Source organism: Maricaulis sp. D1M11 (assembly GCF_047308265.1).
Lineage (GTDB): Bacteria > Pseudomonadota > Alphaproteobacteria > Caulobacterales > Maricaulaceae > Maricaulis.
Map to the genome: position 1 here is coordinate 719,430 of NZ_JBKQWY010000001.1, position 19,361 is coordinate 738,790.

Below are 19,361 nucleotides of genomic sequence, written 5' to 3' on the forward strand. Positions count from 1 at the left end.
CTTATACATGTTTTCCGCCAACGGAACGCGCTAACTTGCCGCGCCCTGGGCAGTTATGCCTCCTTGCATACTCAAGCGGATGAAGCACATGGACCCACAGGACCGATTTTCAGTGTTGATCGTGGCGTTTCGCAGCCGCGACACCGTGCCGGAATGCCTAGCGGCTCTGGCGCGCCAAACGCGTCCGGCGGATGAGGTCTGGGTGCTGGAGAACGGATCACCCCAGGGTGAGCGACTCGTGTCGTCTGATATGCCGGACGACCTGCCGGGGCTGCGCTTTGTGGAGAGTGACACCAATCTGGGTTTTGCGGGCGGCAATAATCATCTCGCACGCGACGCGCAGGGCGACTGGCTCGTTCTGCTGAACCCGGACGCCTTTGCGTCAGTTGACTGGCTGGAACGGCTTGAAGCGGCGACACGGACCTATCGTGATGTCGGACTGTTTGGCTGTACTCAGACCGCTGCAGGCCATGCAGGAGTGCTGGATGGTACGGGTGATGTCTATCATCTGGCCGGGCTGGCCTATCGTTCCGGTTATGGCCGCAGCGAAGAACACCGTCCGCCAACGGGTGAGGTGTTTGGCCCTTGCGGTGCGATGACCTTGATCCGGCGGGAGTTGTTCGAGCGTCTGGGCGGATTTGACGAGAGTTTTTTCTGCTACAATGAGGATGTCGATTTGGCCTTTAGGGCCCGGGCGATTGGAGAGCGTGCTATCCAGCTATCAGAGCCGGACGTGGCCCATCTGGGATATGCGTCTTCAGGGCGCCGGTCTGAGTTTGCCACCTATCATGGCGTGAGAAACCGGGCCTGGGTGTTCATGAAAAACATGCCCGGTTGGGCGCTGTGGGTGTTGGCGCCCCTTCACATTGGTCTGACCGTGCTGATGTGGTTGTCGGCCTACCGGTTTGGTTTAGGGAGTGTGTTTGCCCGGGCCATTCGCGATGCCTGGGCCGATCGTGAACGTGTATGGAAACAGCGCCGGGAAATTCAGGCGAAACGAGTCGTGGCAGTCTGGCCCTTCTTGCGCATGATGGCCTGGAACCCGATTCGCCTTTTAACCCGGGCCTCACATATTCGACCGCTGAAACCACGCGAGTAGGCGCGCTGTGAACTTCGCGTGCCGTTGCGTCTAAAGGTCAGCAATTGAGCGGTTCGAGCAATTCCAGCGTGACGCTCTGGACGTCGATCTGGGTGGCATCGCCGTCCCAGTCCGGCCACATCCCCATCAGCGCATGGGTCCAGTCACAGGAATTTGCGGTGACCTCGATGCTTTGTGGTGCGTAATCTGCGCCGACTTCGAAGCGTTGCCAGGCGCTTTGGCCAATGCCGGGCACAAAGAAGGCCAGGCGAACCCCTTCAGCGCCGTTTTCATCGGCCTGCCGCAGCGTATAGGTGATGCGCACCGAATGGCCTTGTACGGCTTCGGTCTGGGAGGGTGATAGTCGGAAAAACGCACCGGCTGAGCGAATGCCATCAAACGGACCGCGAGCGGCACCGATGCGCAGGAAACTCTCTTCACCGTCCCGCAGTAATTCAGCTGACAAGCCATTGCCCAGCACGATTCCGGCCAGTTCATCGCCGGATACGGAAATGCCCTCCGCCCGGATTTCTTCGGGGGAGCGATAGGTAGATTGCCGTCCGCTTAGCGCAGCGGTGACCATGCCGATGGTCACGAGCGCGGCGAACGGGTAATAGGCCCAGTCCGGTAAACTAAACATTCTTGGCGTTGTCCGGCCTTCTTGCAGATCTGCGAAGCTCTTGTTTGGCGTGTTCCTGAGGTTAGGTCAATCGGTGTGGGATGACACTTTATCCACTCCCCCCCGGTCGCTCGGAATCAAGGCGATTTTGAGGAAAACTTCATGGATGGCTTGAACTTTTGCCCGACACAGCTGATTCTAGTGCAATGAACATGCATGCCGGTGGAGCCGAAGACCCGTTGGAGGCGGCTGCTCAGCGGCTGGACCAGGCCCTTGCTCGTGTCGAGGGGCTGACCCACAAACTGAGAGCCCGCGCCGATAGCGCCCAGACCGCAGAAGAAGCGGCTGAGATTGCGCGCGAGGTCACCCATTCCACCGCGGATGATCGGGCGCGTCTGGCTGCTGCCCTGGATGCGTCCCGTGCGCGGGAAATGGAATTGCAGTCGGCGGCCCAGGACGCATCAGATGCGCTGGATCGTGCCATTGAAGAATTGAGACAGGTGTTCGAGGCGGAATAGACGCGTATGTCCAAGGTCGCAGTCAGTTTGAACGGTCGGGCGTTTACGATCGGGTGTGAGCCCGGTCAGGAAGCCTATCTGCGTGAGCTGGCCGCCTATCTCGACGACAAGGTTTCCGGCATGGCCGGACAGGTCGGCCAGATCGGTGATTTGCGTCTCCTGCTGATGGCCTCCCTCGTGGTGGTGGACGAGCTGCGCGAGAGCGAGAAGCGTGTCGAGGGGCTTGAAGCCCATGTGGATCGCCTGCGCCATGAGGGACAAGGCCTCGAGGACCAGCTGATCAGTGATCGTGCGACCGCTGCCGAACGTCTCATAAAGGTGGCCGAGCGGCTGGAAACCTTGGTTGATTCTGTCGAGCAAGCTGATCTTCCCCCGCTCTTTGCAGATGCTCGAACTTGAGCTTGGCTCCACAAACCGCCACATAGGTGATGGCGGTTATCTGCAGCGTGCGAGAGCTCGTTTATCCTACCGACCTTACATCTCCATGAGGGAGCTGCCTCTGTCTGGGACCGTGGTCCCGTTTACGCGGCGCCCACCTGCATCGTCAGGTCTGTGGGGATACACACGGGTTTACGGCGCAGGTGGAGCCGCCACCTCAACCCCCTGCGATGATATCAGGGGGCAGGCATGAGCGATCCGGCCACTCTCAAGCATTCGATCAGACGCCAGGTCCTGGCGCAGCGGCAGGCGGCCTCGCAAGACGCCGAGGTTGATCTGGTGAGGGCTTGGTCGGATCGGCCGACGCTGGGGACTGTCCGGTGTGTCGGAGGATACTGGCCGCTGGGCTCAGAACTCGATCCGCGCCCGCTGATGCAGCACCTGCATGAAAATGGCCATGAACTCGCTCTTCCGTGCATGCAATCCGACCCGCATGGGCTTGTTTTTCGACGCTATCAGCCGGGAGATCGGCTGGAACAGAGGCGGTTTGGCGTACATGAGCCTTGCAAGAGTGCGCCTGTCCGGCATCCTGATCTGGTGCTCGTGCCCCTGGTCGCAGTGTCGCCGGCGGGCCATCGTCTGGGGTATGGCAAGGGCTATTATGATGCGACTTTGTCACAGGCACGCATGAAAAATGATATCGCTACCATTGGCGTGGCGTGGGAGATGCAGATAAGAGAAGACATTCCGGTGGAACGGCATGATGTTCCACTTGATTTCGTCGTGACGTCCCAAGGTAAGTGGCTGGACTGCCGGGCCGTACGACAGGGTGATGCGTAGGGGGCATGCATGAGCTTTGAGATTGAGTATGTCGGCGATGATTGCGCCATTGTGCTCACTCACACGGGCTCGGTCGACCTTGCAGAGGTCCGTGCGTCGAGGGACCGGCTGCTCGAACTCGCACTGGGCCGTAAGGTGCGCGGGGTGGTGATTGATGTTCGCAATGCAGAAATCAATGTGGATCCGGTGACATTGATCGATCCTGTGACTGTTCTGAGCCATGACCTGCCACAAGGCAGCAAGCTCGGATTTGTGGCACGGGAGAATGACCAAGCTGCCATTTCTGTCATTGTTACCAGTGTTGCGACCAGCACGGGCACGCCAACCGAACCCTTCCTGAACCGCGAGGAGGCTATCCAGTGGGTCGGGTTGAAGTGTTGCGATTGAGGGCTTTGATTACACGACGGTGACCGGTTTTTGGGGTCAGGCGGTTGCATGATGAGCACATAAGGTGCATATGCACTTTATGGAGGCCGTTATGCTCAATCCCCAAGACTGTATGTGTGAGGATATTCGTCGCACCGCGCGTGCCCTGACCTCGGCTTACGAGGCAGCTCTGAAACCTGTGGGTCTCACAGTGGGGCAATTCACCCTTTTATCCTTGTTGAAGGGGATGGGGCCGATGCCCCTGAGCGCGCTCGCAGAACACGCCGATCTGGACCGCACCACGCTGAGCCGGAACCTGACACCCCTGACGCGGCGTGGCCTGGTCGAAACGCAGGCCACTGAGGACCGTCGAGTCAAATCGATGATCTTGACCGCGTCGGGTCGGGATCTCCATTCAGAGGCCTTGCCTTTGTGGCGTGAAGCTCAGTCCCGATACCTGGCCAGGCTCGGTGAACCGGTGGCCCGAAATCTCCAGACTTTGACAGCGCAATTGCGCGACTGAACCCATTGAGAGGACAAGACATGTCTCTTCGACTTATAGTGTGTATATGCACGTTAATATTTGCGTCTGTTCCCCCGCTTCATGCCCAGACGGGGGAGGCGCTGGTGAGCTCTCATCAGATGGGGGCCGTGTTTCCCGAGCGTGCCGGTCGACCGGTCCATCACACGGTCGCTTTCTACGAAACCGTGCTGCAGCACAGAACCATGGAGGATCCGCGCCTGATATTCCTGCTGGCCAATGGCTATATTGCCCAGGGGCAGGAGGATATCGGGATCGTACTCTTCGAGCGGGTGCTGGAGCGTGACGGTGACACGCTCAGTCCCTTGACCCGTTCGACCTATCTCGCGGCCTACGGCTTGATGCGCGGCAGTCGCGCCAATCGTGTGCCGCTTCTTCAGCGTCCGTTCTGGGTGAATGAAACCATTGATGTGCTGGACGAGGCGAACGCCATCGTGGACGGCCAAAACCCGCTGGCGCATTGGTCCGCCGGGGTAGTGTTTGCACAATTGCCAACTCTGTTCGGGCGGCGTGAAGCGGCGGTTGAACACCTTCGCTGGCTTGTGGACCGTCCTGAAACAGAACCACTGCCCGGTTTTTACCGCGAGGCCTACCGGTATCTGGGCGAGATCTATGGTCGAACCGGGCAGACACAGGCGGCCGCGGAGATGACACGTCTGGCGGGTTATGAAAACGGGGTGCCACAGACCTTGTCGACTGGATGGTTTGCAACCAGCCGGGATGCTGGACTGCAGTTTGCGCCGACACCCTGGGTCGAGACGGTGCGCGAAGATCAGGTCTGGGCGTTTCAGGGGTACGGTTTTTCAACCCTCTATGCCGTTCGGGGAACGGATGGGCTCATACTGATCGATGCCGGCACCCAGCCTTTTGCAGTCGAATCGGCGCTTGCGGATCTCTATGATGCACATCCTGATTTGCCGGAAGTGAGTGATGTTCTGATCACTCATGCGCACTGGGATCATATTGGTGGTCACACCGTGTTGCGTCGGCGTTTTCCGGAGGCCCGCTTCTGGGGACATGCCGGTCATGCACAGGCACAGGGCCGGTCGATGCGCGGTCATGTGTATGAACAATTCCGCAGCACCTTCTACAGCCATGACTGGATTGCCACCTACGCCCCGGACGTCGCGATTGATCGTGCCACGACAGCCCAAATCGCCGGTATACAGATTGAGTTTTTGCCGACACCTGGCGGCGAAACCGAGGATGCGATCCTGATTATGATCCGCGATCTGGATCTGGTGTTTTCAGGCGATGTGTTGATGCCCTTCTTCGGAGAGCCCTGGGTTGAAGAGGGCAGCGTTCTGGGCGCGCTCGAGACTTTGCAGACCCTGGAAAGTCTGCCGGTCAATGACATTTATCATGGCCATTACGGGATCACGGTCATGTATCCGCACACGACTGACCTTGTCGCCATTCGCCAGGCCCTGTCCTGGCTGGAGACTCAAAGCCGCGCCCGCCTACTGGAGGGTCAGAGTGCGGAAGATATTATCCGGGCCAATCTCATTCCCGCAGACATGCTGGGGCATGAGGCGGCGTATCTGCCGTATGTCGCCAGTCGTGATGCGTTTATTCGGCGCCTGGCCGACAGCCTGACCGGTATATGGCAGGAAGAAAGCACCGGCCTTGCACCTAAAGGGCTCGACGTGATTGGTCTGGTTGAGCGGGAACGCGCACTGGCTGAATACTTCGAGCTGGACGCCGGAGAGACACGTCGGGCCGTACGGCGCATGATCGAGGCCGGAGATCTGGAACTGGCGCTTGAAACGGCCCTGGCTGCCGAACGGGCCTGGCCACGCGATGCCAGCTTTACCCGGCTGCGCCAGGAAGCGGCCGATCGTCTGGCCAGCCTCAACCAGTTTTTCGACCCGTTCGCCTTCACGGTCTTTGTCGAGATCGCGGGGCGTGAACACCCCGCTATGCCCGCGCAGTAATCCTTCAGCGGAGTGCGGCCCTGCAGTGCAGGGCCGTTTCCGCGTTGGACGTCAGTCCGGATTATGAATCCGTTCCGGGTCGAAAACGATCCCCGCGCCCTCATATTCACACAGGAGGGCCGCGCCGATATGTGTTGTGTGGGATTCCCCCTCACACGCTCCGCTCAAAATCGCTTCGGCTGTACCGATCAGACTGTCGAGAAACTCGACCGGCAAAGGTTCGCCATGCCCGGGCAGGAAGCGCGTAATGCGGTCTTTGCGGGCCTCAATGCGTTCCAGGCCCATGAGGAAGTCCTCAACCGAGGTTGCCAGCGGGGGGTGGAGCCAGGCGCGGCCGATCACTGTGTCGCCTGTCAACATGGCGCCCGAGCCGAGGTCGTGTAGGACGATACTGCCGGGGGTATGCCCGGGAGTGTGCAGGACCTCGATATTGCGCTGGCCCAGCTCGAAGACGAACCCCTCCTGGATCAAGGTAAGTTCGGGGTAATCGTCTGCTTCCAGCCGGGCCAGCCTCTCGGGGAGAGGGCGGTCAAGAAACGCATTATAGGTGTGTCTCATATTCGTTTTCGACGTGAAGTGCGCCAGGGTTTCCGGTTCATCGGCATGCAGGTGAACGTGGTGGAAATCGGTGTTTCCGCCCGCGTGATCCGGATGGGCGTGAGAGTTCACCACGAGAAGCGGCAGGTCGGTCAGGCTACGGGCATAGGCGTTGATGTCGGCAAACCCGACGCCGGTGTCGACCAGCAGCGCATGTGTTTGTCCTTCGACCAGATACATGCGGTCCACACCATTATCGCTGATGGTCCAGATCCCGTCTCCCAGCGCGGCATGGGTGAACCAGACGGGTGTCTGTGCGCGCGGAGTTTGGTGGCGACGGTGGGCATCCGCTGTTGTGGGAAGCGTGACGGTGAGCAGCGCAGCAACAAGCCCATGCAAGCAAATCGTCAGGCGGTTGGGAGACAGACGGTCAAGAAAAAGATGGGCGGTGCGGGCAGATGTCATGGGGCAAATCTCCGGATCGTGATGAGATCCGAAGATTGGCGAGCAGAATGACGGAATGAAATCGGGCCGGGACGAATGTCCGAAATGTGGGTCGATTGTCCGGGTGGATCAGATCTGTCCGGCGCGTCGCAAGCTCTGATAGGCTGATTTGCTAACAGGGATCTCGATCCCGCTCTTGAGTATGGCGAGGGCATTGCCATTGCGGTGCGGGCGTACGTGCTGGAGCTGGCTGCGCCGGATCAGGTGGGAGCGATGAACCCGTAAAAACTCCTGATCGGGCAGGCGGGCTTCCAGGTCTCCCAGCGAGCTTCGAAGCAGATGGCAGGCCTGATGCGTTCGCACTTCAACATAATTGCCGGCCGCATGCAGGGCGTGAACCTCATCGACGCGGATCGAGATTTTGCGCGATCCCTGCTCACACAGAATGGTGTGCGTAGGGGGCGTTTGAGGTGGTTCGGCTGACAGCGACTTGTCCGATCGGGGCTGCAGGACCAGTTTCCAGCCGCACAGGACCAGCAGGGCCGCGGTCATGTATTTGGGTAGTATGTAGATCAGGCCCTCTATCCAGCCGACGCCGTCCTGGAGGACGCCCAGACCCGAACGCAACAAGGCCAGTGTCATGATCAAACTGGCCAGGGCCAAAAGCCGGGTGGTCAGAGGTATGGTGTTCGTCTCGGCCCATTCGAGCGCCATGAAGATCAGGGGGGTGATCAACGCGAGCGGTCCCCATTCGCGCAGGACCCAGCACACTCCGGCAAACGGATCATAGGCATGCCCTTGAATGGCGGAATGAAACAGGCCGCAATGAATAAAGGAACCCAGGAACGTCACGCCCCAGCCCAGGGCGCTCAGGCGAAAAACAGGGTTCTGGAAAACAGAAAGCTTTGGCATCGGGTGTACGTCAAACAACTTGTTCGGCGAAAGATAGCGTTACCAGAAGCAGGAGCGGGCATCACAGTGATCACACATGGTTGTGAGCTTGAGCCGGTTCTCCTCAGGTCTTGCTGTCGACACTCCGCCACCAGGCATGCATGGCCTTGAACATCGGGATCAGACCGCGTGCCGTTTCGGTCGCGCAGTATTCCACGCGGGGAGGCACTTCCGCATAGACGGTTCGTGTTACCAGCCCGTCCGCCTCCAGTGCGCGCAATTGCGAGGTAAGCATGGTCTGAGTGATGTCGCCGACCCGTCGTCGTAACTCATTGAACCTGTGGGTGCCCTGGAAGATCAGGATCTGGAGAACAATGAGCTTCCACTTGCCTCCGATCAGTTGGGCGATCTGGGGCATCGGACAGGGTGTGGCCTCCAGCGCGTCCTCCGCGGCGGATGTGTCAGAAAGTGTCGCTGTCATTCATCTGTCCTCGCTCCAATAGTATCGAAATCGATACTACATATCAAAAATCTGCTTACTTGTAATACCGTACTTATCTCGTCATGTCTCTCCCTCCCGATCAAGGAGGATCCGATGACACGACCAGAGATGCCCGTTGGCCGGGACTGACATGACACTCATTGTTTTCAGCCAACGGATCATGACGATGACAGCCCGCCACTACACGCGCACTCTCACCACGTCGGCCACCCCGGACCAGGCCTATGACGCCTTGACCACAGGGTTTGCCGCCTGGTGGACCCAGCCCGATCATGCGATCACACGGCCGGGTGACCGGGCGCGCTTTTCCTTCCCGCCTCAGCACTCCTATTGGACGTTCGAGGCGCAACACCTCATTCCCGGCGAACGCGTGGAGTTGTTATGTGTGGAGGCTTTTCATGTCCACGACGGACAGCCCGACGCGATCAAGCGGGAATGGCTGGGCTCGCGTCTGATCTGGACCGTCCGGCCCGTTGAGGCAGGGTGCGAGATCCATTTCATCCATGAAGGGCTCCAGCCCGACCTTCACTGCTGGGATGTGTGTGAGGCGGGATGGGACCGGTTTTTTGTGGCCAGCCTGAAAGCCTATCTCGATACCGGGAAAGGCATGCCACACCGCGCCAGCGCCTAGGGCCGACAAAAAAGCCCCCGTCCGGGGACGGGGGCTCTTCATGACCAGGGAGCCATCGCCTAGTAGCGATAATGCTCGGCCTTGAACGGAGCGGCCTGCGATTAGCCTCTAAGGTTTGGTTTTTGCCATTTCTTGTGAGTGGCCGCTTCATCCAGCGGTGTCTGTGCAATCGCGTTGGTGTAATTGCTCATCACTTTGATCGCCAGGCCCAGAACAACTTCGAGCGCGTGTTGCTCATTGTATCCTTGAGCAAAAAAGGCCTGCAAGTCTGCGGGAGAAACATTGCCATTGTTCCTGACCATGTCCCGTGTGAAGACCCGCAGAGCGTCTTGTTTGCCATCGGAGAGGTTGGCGCCGTTTCTCAGAGCCTCCACATCGCTGTCGGAGAGGCCAGCCTTTTCGGACAGAATGGTGTGCCAGGGCACGCAATAGCCGCAATTGTTTTCGAAATTTGCCGTTTGATAGACGATCTGCCGTTCTGCCGCGCTCAAACTGGTTTCATCAAACCGATCCCACCCCGTCATATAGGTTGCCAATAGCCCCGGAGCCTGTGCCATCACAGCTTCAACATTCGGAACTAGGCCAAAGGCGGCCTTTGCACTCTCCAGATAGGTCTTGGAGGCGTCCGGTGCGGTTTCGATTGTGTAGAGGTTGAAGGGTGTAATTGTCTGTTTTGTCACTCGAAATCTCCATCGTTGAGCGCTGTCTTGTTCGACAGTTTTGTAGCTAGTGACAAAAGAACCAGTTATACAGTACGCACCTTTTGGTAACTATGGAATTTGTGGATATGTACCGCCTCCCGAAGGACCCGGACCGGGTCAAAGCCAATGTCTTTCACAACGATTGTCCAGCGAGATTCCTGCTTTCAAAGATTGCGGGCAAGTGGAGCATGCTGGTCATCGATGCACTTGATGGTGCTCCCAAACGCAACGGTGAGTTAATGCGGAAAATTGAGGGTATCTCTCAGAAAATGCTCACACAAACGCTGAAAGAACTTGAAGAAATGCAGATCGTGGTGCGTCAGGACATGCAGACTGTCCCGCCTCATGTTGAGTATCAATTGACGCCGTTGGGCAATGATCTGCGCGAGCGAATCTGCGCGTTGGACCGTTGGGTCGAAACCAATATGATTCATTTGATCGCGGGACATAGATCAATCCCTCTGGTCACATTGGATTGAAAAACCGGTCTTGGGCGAGAGTGAAACGCCTCCTTGGATGACAATCGGGGGCCAAACCCAAAATGCTTGGACCCATGGCAATCGCAAGCGCGGATCGCGTTTAACAGGCTCCGGTGAGGCTGATTGTCCACTGGACGATATGCCCTCTCAAAAACGCTTGGATTCGCTCACCTGCTGCAGGCGTTACGGACAATAAAAAACCCCGCCAGACGCTCTGGCGGGGTTTTTGTTGGATGCTCGATCATCGCCTAGTAGCGATAGTGCTCGGCCTTAAACGGGCCGGCCTGCGACACGCCGATATAGTCGGCCTGTTCACTGGACAGCTCGGTCAGCTTGGCGCCCAGCTTGGGCAGGTGCAGGGCCGCGACTTTTTCGTCGAGATGTTTCGGCAGGATGTAGACATCCTTTCCGTACTCATCGCCCTTGGTCCACAGCTCGATCTGGGCCAGCGTCTGGTTGGTGAAGCTCGCGGACATCACGAAGGACGGGTGACCCGTGGCATTGCCGAGATTCACCAGGCGGCCTTCGGACAGGAGGATGATCCGGTGGCCTTCCGGGAAGTTCACCAGGTCGACCTGCGGTTTCACATTGGTCCACTGATAATTCTTCAGGCTCTCGACCTGAATTTCGTTATCGAAATGGCCGATATTGCAGACGATCGCCATGTCTTTCATCGACCGCATGTGGTCGACGGTGATGATGTCCTTATTGCCGGTCGCGGTGACAAAGATATCCATCTCGCCGGCGACATCCTCGATCGTCACGACCTCAAACCCGTCCATACAGGCTTGCAGCGCACAGATCGGATCGATCTCGGCCACATAGACCCGCGCACCGGCGCCGCTGAGCGACTCGGCCGAGCCCTTGCCCACATCGCCATATCCCAGAACAAGGGCCTTCTTGCCGGCCATCATGACATCGGTGCCCCGACGGATCGCGTCGACCAGGCTTTCGCGGCAGCCATATCGGTTGTCGAATTTCGACTTCGTCACGCTGTCGTTCACATTGATCGCCGGGAAGGGCAGCTCGCCGCGCTTCTGCATCTGGTACAGACGCATCACGCCTGTTGTGGTTTCCTCGGACACGCCTTGAATTGCGGCCTTGGCCTTTGCAAACCAGCCCGGTGTCGCGGCGATACGCTTCTTGATCTGGGCGTAGAGCGCCGTTTCTTCTTCAGACTTGGGATGGTCGAGAATGGACGGGTCCAGTTCGGCCTTCTCGCCCAGGATGAGGTAGAGCGTCGCATCGCCGCCATCATCCAGGATCATGTTGGCGGTTTCGCCATCGGCCCAGTGGAAGATCGCATCGGCATAGTCCCAGTATTCTTCCAGGGTTTCACCCTTTACGGCGAAGACCGGAATGTCCTGGTCGGCAATGGCCGCCGCTGCATGGTCCTGGGTCGAGAAAATATTGCATGAAGCCCAGCGCACTTCGGCGCCCAGGGCGACCAGCGTCTCGATCAGCACAGCCGTCTGGATCGTCATGTGCAGGGAACCGGCAATGCGAGCGCCTTTGAGCGGTTGGGAATCCTTGTATTCCTCGCGCAGAGCCATCAGACCCGGCATTTCGATTTCGGCCATTTCGATCTCGGTCCGACCCCATTGGGCCAGGCTCAGATCTTTCACCAGGTTGGGCTTGTCTGCCGCGAATTGCGTCATGCCTCAAAGTCCTCTTGTGGATATGGAGTGTATGCAAAAGGGCGGAAACTCCGCCCCTTCTGACTGTTTGATCCGGCTTATGCCAGCGTTCGCAGTTGATCGACAAGCCCGGTGGTTTCCCAGGAGAAACCGCCGTCTGCGTCGGGTGTCCGTCCGAAATGACCATAGGCGGCCGTCCGGGCATAGATGGGCTTGTTCAGCTGAAGCGCTTCGCGAATGCCGCGCGGCGACAGATCAGCGATCTGCATGAGCGCATCTTCAAGCCGGGCTTCGTCGATCTGACCCGTACCGTGCAGGTCGACATAGAGCGAAAGCGGTTTTGACACGCCGATCGCATAGGAGACCTGGATGGTGCAGCGCTTGGCCAGTTCGGCGGCGACAACATTCTTGGCCAGCCAGCGGCAGGCATAGGCCGCTGAGCGGTCCACCTTGGTTGGATCCTTGCCGGAGAAGGCGCCTCCGCCGTGGGGTGCAGCCCCGCCATAGGTGTCGACAATGATTTTGCGTCCGGTGAGTCCGGCATCGCCATCGGGCCCACCAATAACAAATGTCCCGGTCGGATTGACGTAAAACTCGTCCTCGGGCGGGAACCAGCCGTCCGGCAGGACGTCGCTGACAACAGGTCGAACCAGTTCGCGGATATCCGCCTGGCTGAGGCCGTCCGTGTGTTGGGTGGAGACAACGACAGACGTCACACCCACCGGCACGCCATTTTCATACTTCAGGGTGACCTGGGATTTGGCGTCCGGCTCGAATTCCGGGCGCGCACCCGATTTGCGCAGCTCGGCCATCCGTTTGAGGATCTGGTGTGAATAGAGGATCGGGGCCGGCATCAATTCCGGTGTTTCATCCGTGGCGTATCCGAACATGATGCCCTGATCGCCGGCGCCTTCGTCCTTTTCGTCCGCGGCATCAACGCCCTGGGCGATGTGCGCGGACTGCTCATGGAGGAAGTTCTGGAAATTGGATTTTTCCCAGTGGAAGCCGTCCTGTTCATAGCCGATATCACGCACGGCGGCCCGGGCGGTGGCTTCAATTTCCTCTGGCGTGACATCCTCGGCACAGCGAACCTCACCCGCCAGAACAATCTGGTTGGTCGTGGTCAGCGTTTCACAGGCGACGCGGGCGTGAGAGTCCTTGGACAGGTAGAGGTCCAGAACGCTGTCGGAAATCCGGTCACAAACCTTGTCCGGATGGCCCTCGGAGACACTTTCCGAGGTAAAAATGTAAGACGTGCGGCTCAATTCGGCATCCTCATATAAAGATGGCTTTATATCTTGTGTGCGTACCAAGCAGATCAAGCCCGCACATGCAAGACGGAAATCTGTCACGTCCCTGTCCATCCGGGGCAGGATATAGCGCGAGTGGCGCTGGGTGGGCCTTGTCCGTGCAGGAGGAGGCGCGAGCCCTATTGGCATGGTGTATGCGTTTTTCCATGACAGGTATGAATGAAATATGGGGCTAGAATAATATAAAGATATCTTTATAACCTTGTGTGATCCTCTCGTGGAGAGGTCATGCCGGATAGGATGGCTGGATGTAGCGCGTGGGCGCAGGATCAGGATTGATCATGCTCCAGGTTGAACGTTCACACTGTCACAACCGGCGAGGCTTGCGGAATACACGAACAGAAATCGCCCAAGTGAGTGAGATAAACGCGTCATGAGTGTCGCCCCCATCCCCCCCTCTCGTCCGGCTGGTCGCGACCTGTCGGTCTCCTTCGAATTCTTCCCGCCGAAGACCGAAGCCATGGAAGACACACTCTGGACCTCCATTCGGCGCCTGGAAGCGCTGAGTCCGGATTTCGTATCCGTGACCTATGGTGCGGGCGGTTCGACCCGCGACAGAACCCATCGCACGGTGCGCCGGATCGTGCAGGAAACCGGTCTGAATGCCGCTGCTCACCTGACCTGTGTCGATGCGTCTCGTGCGGATGTCGACGCCGTGGTGCGAGACTATTTTGCGGCGGGTGTCCGCCATATTGTGGCATTGCGCGGGGACCCGCCCGCTGGTCCCGGTCACGACTATCTGGCTCGCAATGATGGTTATCAATCGACACCGGACCTGGTTCGCGGCATTCGCGGTATCGGTCAGATCGAGGTCTCGGTCGGCTGTTATCCGGAAAAGCATCCGGAAAGTCCCAGCTTTGCCCATGATCTTGATCTGCTCAAAGCCAAGGTCGATGCCGGTGCGACACGGGCGATCACTCAGTTCTTTTTTGAAGCGGACACATTTTTCCGCTTCCGCGATGCGGCCGTAAAAGCCGGTATCGACGTGCCGATCATTCCGGGCGTTATGCTGCAACCCAATTTCAAAGGGCTCAAACGCATGGCCGGACTGTGTCAAACCGAGCTACCCGATTGGCTGCATGCCCATTATGAAGGTCTGGATGATGATCCGCAGACCCGCCAGCTGATCACCGCGCATGTGGCCGCCAAGCTGTGCGACGGGTTGAGTGCAGGCGGTGTCGAGCATTTCCATTTCTACACGCTCAACAAGGCCGATCTCGCTTTGTCGACCTGTCAATTGCTGGGCGTTCGCCCGGTGCAATCTGTGACCCATGAGGCGGCGTAATGAGTGACATAGATCGGATGAATGTGCTGGCTGACGCGGCTCAGTCACGGGTCCTCATTCTGGACGGGGCCATGGGGACCCAGATCCAGGACCTCAAACTGGATGAGGCGGGCTATCGCGGTGTGCGGTTCTCCGACTGGGATGTGCCGGTGAAGGGCAATAATGATCTTTTGAACCTCACCGCCCCCGATGCTGTGAAGGCGATCCACGCCCGCTATTTCGAGGCGGGGTCAGACATGGTGGAAACGAATACCTTCTCCGCCACGACGATTGCCCAGGCCGATTACCGCATGGAAAGCTTGGCTGCTGAGATCGCGTCCGAGGGCGCCCGTCTGGCGCGGGAGGCCGCCGATGAAGCCGAAGCGAAAACCGGTACTGTGAAGGCGGTGGCCGGGGCGATTGGTCCGACCAACAAGACGCTCTCCATTTCGCCGGACGTCAATGACCCGGGTTTCCGCGACGTGGACTTCGACGCCATTCGCACGGCGTATTATGAACAGGCGGCCGCCATGCAGCCGCATGTGGATAGTTTTCTGGTCGAAACCATTTTCGACACGCTCAATGCAAAGGCGGCCATCAAGGCCTTGCTGGACCTGAAAGCGGACACCGGAATTCATACGCCGATCCTGATTTCAGGAACCATTACGGATCGCTCCGGTCGCACCTTGTCGGGTCAGACCGGTGAGGCCTTCTGGTATTCTGTGCGCCATGCGCGGCCCTGGGCGGTCGGTCTTAACTGTGCTCTGGGCGCGGCTGAAATGCGCGCGCATATCGCAGATCTGTCGCGACTGGTTGATACGCGCGTATTGGCCTATCCCAATGCCGGCCTGCCCAATGATATGGGCGAGTATGACGAGACGCCGGATGAAACCGCGGCGCATCTGGGTGAATGGGCGCGGTCCGGCCTAGTCAACGTGGTTGGTGGTTGCTGCGGCACGACACCGGATCATATTCGGGCGATTGCCGAGGCGGCGGAGGGTGTCACCCCGCGTGAGACGGCTCAACCGAAACCGGCCATGCGCCTGTCGGGTCTTGAACCCTTTGAACTGACGGCCTGACCCTGGACACTGATACACATCATGACCCAATCCACAGCCCTGTTCGTCAATGTGGGCGAGCGTACAAATGTGACCGGTTCGGCCCGGTTTCGAAAACTCATCACCGAGGGTGATTATGCCGAGGCGATCTCGGTGGCGCGCCAGCAGGTGGAGAATGGCGCCCAGATCATCGATGTGAACATGGATGAGGGTCTGCTGGACAGTGTCGCGGCCATGACCACATTCCTGCGTCTGATCGCGGGAGAACCGGATGTGGCCCGCGTTCCGATCATGATCGACAGCTCCAAATGGGAGGTGATCGAGGCCGGGCTGAAAAACGTCCAGGGCAAAGCCATCGTCAATTCAATCTCGCTGAAAGAGGGCGAAGCGCCCTTCCTTGAGCAGGCGCAGGCTTGCCTGTCCTATGGGGCCGCGGTTGTGGTGATGGCCTTTGACGAAACGGGCCAGGCGGAAACAGCGGATCGAAAGGTCGAGATCTGCACACGGGCCTATGATATTCTGGTCAACCGGGTCGGTTTTCCGCCGGAAGACATCATCTTTGATCCCAACATCTTTGCGGTGGCCACCGGGATTGAGGAACATGACGATTATGCCGTGGCCTTCATCGAGGCCACGCGACGCATCCGTGAGACCTTGCCGGGCTGTCACGTCTCCGGCGGACTGTCCAACATCTCGTTCTCCTTCCGTGGCAATGAGCCGGTGCGCCGGGCCATGCACTCGGTGTTTCTCTACCATGCCATCAAGGCCGGCATGGATATGGGCATCGTCAATGCGGGGCAGCTGGACATTTACGACGAGATCGAGCCTGGGCTGCGCGAGCTGGTTGAGGATGTCATCCTCAATCGTCGGGCAGACGCGACAGAGCGCCTGCTCGAGGCAGCTGAAAGCTATCGCGACAAGGGCCAGGCCGCAAAAGCGGCGCCGGATCTCAGCTGGCGGGACGAGCCGGTCAATAAACGCCTGACCCATGCCCTCGTCCACGGCATCAATACCTGGATTGTCGAGGATACAGAGGAAGCCCGCCAGCAGGTCGACCGGCCCCTGCATGTCATTGAAGGTCCGTTGATGGATGGGATGAATGTCGTGGGTGACCTGTTTGGCGAGGGCAAGATGTTCCTGCCCCAGGTGGTGAAGTCCGCCCGGGTGATGAAACAGGCCGTCGCCCATCTGATCCCGTTTATGGAAGAGGAAAAGGCCTCTGCCGGCGAGACCCGGACCTCGGCTGGTAAGGTTGTGCTCGCCACCGTGAAGGGCGACGTCCATGATATCGGCAAGAACATCGTTGGCGTCGTCATGCAGTGCAATGGCTATGATGTTGTTGATCTGGGTGTGATGGTGCCCAGTGAGACGATCTTGAAAACCGCGCTCGACGAACAGGCCGACATTATCGGTCTGTCCGGGCTGATCACGCCATCGCTGGATGAAATGGTGTTTGTGGCGTCGGAAATGCAACGCCAGGCGATTGATATACCGCTGCTGATCGGCGGTGCGACGACCAGCCCGGCCCATACGGCGGTCAAGATCGACCCGGTGATCGATATTGCTCCGGTCGTGCATGTGCTCGATGCCAGCCGGGCTGTGGGTGTGGCGAGCAAGCTTCTGGGCGAACAACGGGCCACCTATGCCGCGGAGGTGAAGGACGACCTCCGGCGGATTCGCGAGCGCCGTCTGGCCGCGCGTCAGTCCAAGGCGCGTCTCTCGCTGGACAAGGCCCGTGAGAAGGCCTGGGATGATGACTGGTCGGACTATGTTCCGCCCGTGCCCAAACAATTGGGGCGTCAGGTGTTCACGCCCTCGGTGGCCGAGTTGATCCCGTTTATTGACTGGACGCCCTTCTTTTTCACTTGGGAGTTGAAAGGCACTTATCCCGCCATTCTCGATGATCCCAAGCGGGGTGAGGTGGCTCGCAGCCTGTTTGCCGACGCCAAGGCCATGCTTCAGCAGATGGCCGACGAAAACTGGCTGTCACCCAAGGCCGTGTGTGAACTCTGGCCCGCCAATCGGGTGGGAGATGATGCGGTGGTCTGGCAGGATGAGCACCGCAGCCGCGAACGCGCGCGCTTTTTCGGTCTGCGCCAGCAGATGGCCAAGGATAATGACCGGGCCCATCTTTCACAGTTTGATTTCCTGGCTCCGGAAGGCACGCCGGACTGGCTGGGTGGATTTGCCGTGACGGCGGGGGATAATCCAGAGGTGATCGCCCGTTTCGAAGCCGAAACGGATGACTATAACGGCATTCTATTCAAGGCTCTGTCAGATCGCCTCGCCGAGGCTGCAGCCGAATGGCTGCACCAGACCGTTCGCCGGGATGTATGGGGGTATGCCCCCGAAGAGGCCTTCACCAATCTCGAACTGATCGCCGAAGCCTATGATGGCATTCGTCCGGCGGCGGGATATCCGTCCCAGCCGGATCATTCGGAAAAACGCACGCTGTTTGCCCTTCTCGATGCGCCGCATACGGCGGGCATCAGCTTGACCAATAGTTTTGCCATGACGCCGGCCTCGTCGGTGTCCGGGCTTTACCTGTCACACCCGGACAGCAGCTATTTTGCCGTGGGCCGGATCCTGCGTGACCAGGTGGCCGACTACGCCGCGCGCAAGGGCTGGACCGTGGAGGAGGCCGAGCGCGCTCTGGGGCCGATCTTGGATTATGTTCCCAGCCTGGCCCAAAGCGCCTGAGGACATCCGGAGCGATCATAAAACAGTCCAGGCTTTGCGTTTGCAGGCTGTTTGGGTCATATCCGAACGGGTCCAGACCCATGGAGACTGTAGACTCATGCGCTTTGCCTTTTTCGGAGATATTGTCGGGAAATCGGGTCGAACAGCCCTGATCTCCCATCTGCCTGATCTTCGCGAGCGCTTGGGTCTCGATTTTGTCGTGGTCAATGGCGAGAATGCTGCGGCTGGATTTGGCATTACCGAGCGCATTGCTGACAGCCTCTATGAGGCGGGTGTGGATGTGATCACCCTGGGCAATCACGCCTGGGACCAGCGGGAAGCGCTCACCTATATCGAACGCGAACCCCGCCTTATCCGGCCGGCAAACTATCCCCAGGGCGCCGCTCCGGGCAAGGGCGCCAATCTGTTCGATGCCCCCAATGGCGAGCGCATCCTGGTGATCAATGTGATGGGCAATCTGTTCATGGAACAGCTTGATGACGCCTTTGCTGCGGTTGAGCGCGAACTGAGCGCGGCGCCGATGGGTGAGGTGGCTGACGCCGTTCTGGTCGATGTCCATGCAGAGGCGACAAGCGAGAAAAACGGCATGGGCGTCTTCTGTGATGGACGCGCCAGCCTCGTGGTGGGAACGCATACGCACGTGCCCACCGCCGATACGCGCATCCTGCCCGGCGGGACCGGCTATCAAACAGATGCGGGCATGTGCGGGTCCTATGACAGTGTGATCGGCATGGACAAGGAGGAGCCGCTGCGCCGGTTCACCACGCGCATGCGTTCGGCGCGGTTTGAGCCGGCCACGGGTCCGGCCACGGTGTGTGGCGTATTTGTCGAGACCAATCCGGCAACCGGTCTGGCACGTCGCTGTGAACCGATCCGAGTGGGCGGGGAGCTGGCGGACAGCATCCCCTCCGACACCGGCGTCTCTGTCTGAAC

General features: G+C 59.0%; 20 protein-coding genes and 1 other RNA gene. 14 read left to right on the top strand and 7 right to left on the bottom strand.

The annotated features are described in order from the left end of the window. Nucleotides 1–88: 88 nt before the first annotated feature. Nucleotides 89–1,099, top strand: a complete 1,011-nt coding sequence (locus RMQ97_RS03410) for a glycosyltransferase family 2 protein (protein WP_413659427.1) — start codon at nt 89–91, stop codon at nt 1,097–1,099. A gap of 37 nt (nt 1,100–1,136) precedes the next feature. Here RMQ97_RS03410 and RMQ97_RS03415 read toward each other — a convergent pair whose 3' ends face one another. Beyond that, nucleotides 1,137–1,718 (bottom strand): hypothetical protein, encoded by a 582-nt coding sequence (locus tag RMQ97_RS03415; RefSeq protein ID WP_413659428.1) that lies wholly within the window; start codon nt 1,716–1,718, stop codon nt 1,137–1,139. Between the two features lie 185 nt (nt 1,719–1,903). Between RMQ97_RS03415 and RMQ97_RS03420 the strand changes: the two genes are divergently transcribed. From RMQ97_RS03420 to RMQ97_RS03450, 7 genes are all read left to right on the top strand, one after another. Continuing rightward, on the top strand, nt 1,904–2,215 hold the full coding sequence (locus RMQ97_RS03420) for a DUF4164 family protein (RefSeq protein ID WP_413659429.1): 312 nt from the start codon (nt 1,904–1,906) through the stop codon (nt 2,213–2,215). Nucleotides 2,216–2,221: 6 nt separating this feature from the next. Beyond that, on the top strand, nt 2,222–2,614 hold the full coding sequence (locus tag RMQ97_RS03425; RefSeq protein ID WP_413659430.1) for a cell division protein ZapA: 393 nt from the start codon (nt 2,222–2,224) through the stop codon (nt 2,612–2,614). Nucleotides 2,615–2,648: 34 nt separating this feature from the next. After that, nucleotides 2,649–2,807: non-coding RNA, 6S RNA (ssrS, locus tag RMQ97_RS03430), on the top strand. Nucleotides 2,808–2,842: 35 nt separating this feature from the next. After that, entirely contained in the window at nt 2,843–3,433 is a 591-nt protein-coding gene (locus RMQ97_RS03435; RefSeq protein ID WP_413659431.1) for a 5-formyltetrahydrofolate cyclo-ligase, read from the top strand. A 9-nt stretch (nt 3,434–3,442) separates the two neighbouring features. Beyond that, complete coding sequence (locus RMQ97_RS03440; RefSeq protein WP_413659432.1) at nt 3,443–3,820, top strand: hypothetical protein; 378 nt, start codon at nt 3,443–3,445, stop codon at nt 3,818–3,820. Between the two features lie 91 nt (nt 3,821–3,911). Beyond that, nucleotides 3,912–4,322, top strand: a complete 411-nt coding sequence (locus RMQ97_RS03445; protein ID WP_413659433.1) for a MarR family winged helix-turn-helix transcriptional regulator — start codon at nt 3,912–3,914, stop codon at nt 4,320–4,322. Between the two features lie 104 nt (nt 4,323–4,426). After that, nucleotides 4,427–6,274, top strand: coding sequence for an MBL fold metallo-hydrolase (locus RMQ97_RS03450; RefSeq protein WP_413659434.1), 1,848 nt, complete (start codon nt 4,427–4,429; stop codon nt 6,272–6,274). A gap of 51 nt (nt 6,275–6,325) precedes the next feature. Here RMQ97_RS03450 and RMQ97_RS03455 read toward each other — a convergent pair whose 3' ends face one another. The 3 genes from RMQ97_RS03455 to RMQ97_RS03465 form a co-directional block, all read right to left on the bottom strand. After that, a complete protein-coding gene (locus RMQ97_RS03455; RefSeq protein ID WP_413659435.1) occupies nt 6,326–7,276 on the bottom strand; it encodes an MBL fold metallo-hydrolase in 951 nt (316 codons plus the stop codon). A 108-nt stretch (nt 7,277–7,384) separates the two neighbouring features. After that, nucleotides 7,385–8,167 carry a LytR/AlgR family response regulator transcription factor gene (locus RMQ97_RS03460; RefSeq protein WP_413659436.1) on the bottom strand — a complete coding sequence of 261 codons (783 nt, stop codon included), beginning with the start codon at nt 8,165–8,167 and terminating at the stop codon, nt 7,385–7,387. 103 nt (nt 8,168–8,270) lie between these two features. Further along, complete coding sequence (locus RMQ97_RS03465) at nt 8,271–8,627, bottom strand: winged helix-turn-helix transcriptional regulator (protein WP_413659437.1); 357 nt, start codon at nt 8,625–8,627, stop codon at nt 8,271–8,273. Nucleotides 8,628–8,808: 181 nt separating this feature from the next. On the opposite strand from RMQ97_RS03465, the gene RMQ97_RS03470 reads away from it, so the two are divergent. Then, on the top strand, nt 8,809–9,279 hold the full coding sequence (locus RMQ97_RS03470; protein WP_413659438.1) for an SRPBCC family protein: 471 nt from the start codon (nt 8,809–8,811) through the stop codon (nt 9,277–9,279). Nucleotides 9,280–9,380: 101 nt separating this feature from the next. Here RMQ97_RS03470 and RMQ97_RS03475 read toward each other — a convergent pair whose 3' ends face one another. Continuing rightward, nucleotides 9,381–9,959 carry a carboxymuconolactone decarboxylase family protein gene (locus RMQ97_RS03475; RefSeq protein ID WP_413659439.1) on the bottom strand — a complete coding sequence of 193 codons (579 nt, stop codon included), beginning with the start codon at nt 9,957–9,959 and terminating at the stop codon, nt 9,381–9,383. 92 nt (nt 9,960–10,051) lie between these two features. On the opposite strand from RMQ97_RS03475, the gene RMQ97_RS03480 reads away from it, so the two are divergent. Then, on the top strand, nt 10,052–10,459 hold the full coding sequence (locus RMQ97_RS03480; RefSeq protein WP_413659440.1) for a winged helix-turn-helix transcriptional regulator: 408 nt from the start codon (nt 10,052–10,054) through the stop codon (nt 10,457–10,459). 248 nt (nt 10,460–10,707) lie between these two features. Here the strand turns inward: RMQ97_RS03480 and ahcY are convergent, their stop codons facing one another. Then, nucleotides 10,708–12,117 carry an adenosylhomocysteinase gene (ahcY, locus tag RMQ97_RS03485; protein ID WP_413659441.1) on the bottom strand — a complete coding sequence of 470 codons (1,410 nt, stop codon included), beginning with the start codon at nt 12,115–12,117 and terminating at the stop codon, nt 10,708–10,710. A 77-nt stretch (nt 12,118–12,194) separates the two neighbouring features. Further along, nucleotides 12,195–13,361 (bottom strand): methionine adenosyltransferase, encoded by a 1,167-nt coding sequence (metK, locus tag RMQ97_RS03490; protein ID WP_413659442.1) that lies wholly within the window; start codon nt 13,359–13,361, stop codon nt 12,195–12,197. Between the two features lie 418 nt (nt 13,362–13,779). On the opposite strand from metK, the gene metF reads away from it, so the two are divergent. From metF to RMQ97_RS03510, 4 genes are all read left to right on the top strand, one after another. Then, nucleotides 13,780–14,691, top strand: coding sequence for a methylenetetrahydrofolate reductase [NAD(P)H] (gene metF, locus RMQ97_RS03495; RefSeq protein WP_413659443.1), 912 nt, complete (start codon nt 13,780–13,782; stop codon nt 14,689–14,691). Continuing rightward, nucleotides 14,691–15,749 carry a homocysteine S-methyltransferase family protein gene (locus RMQ97_RS03500; RefSeq protein ID WP_413659444.1) on the top strand — a complete coding sequence of 353 codons (1,059 nt, stop codon included), beginning with the start codon at nt 14,691–14,693 and terminating at the stop codon, nt 15,747–15,749. Before metF ends, RMQ97_RS03500 begins: the two co-directional genes overlap by 1 nt. Before the next feature lie 21 nt (nt 15,750–15,770). Next, nucleotides 15,771–18,428 carry a methionine synthase gene (gene metH, locus RMQ97_RS03505; RefSeq protein ID WP_413659445.1) on the top strand — a complete coding sequence of 886 codons (2,658 nt, stop codon included), beginning with the start codon at nt 15,771–15,773 and terminating at the stop codon, nt 18,426–18,428. A gap of 97 nt (nt 18,429–18,525) precedes the next feature. After that, complete coding sequence (locus RMQ97_RS03510; protein ID WP_413659446.1) at nt 18,526–19,359, top strand: TIGR00282 family metallophosphoesterase; 834 nt, start codon at nt 18,526–18,528, stop codon at nt 19,357–19,359. Nucleotides 19,360–19,361 lie beyond the last annotated feature (2 nt).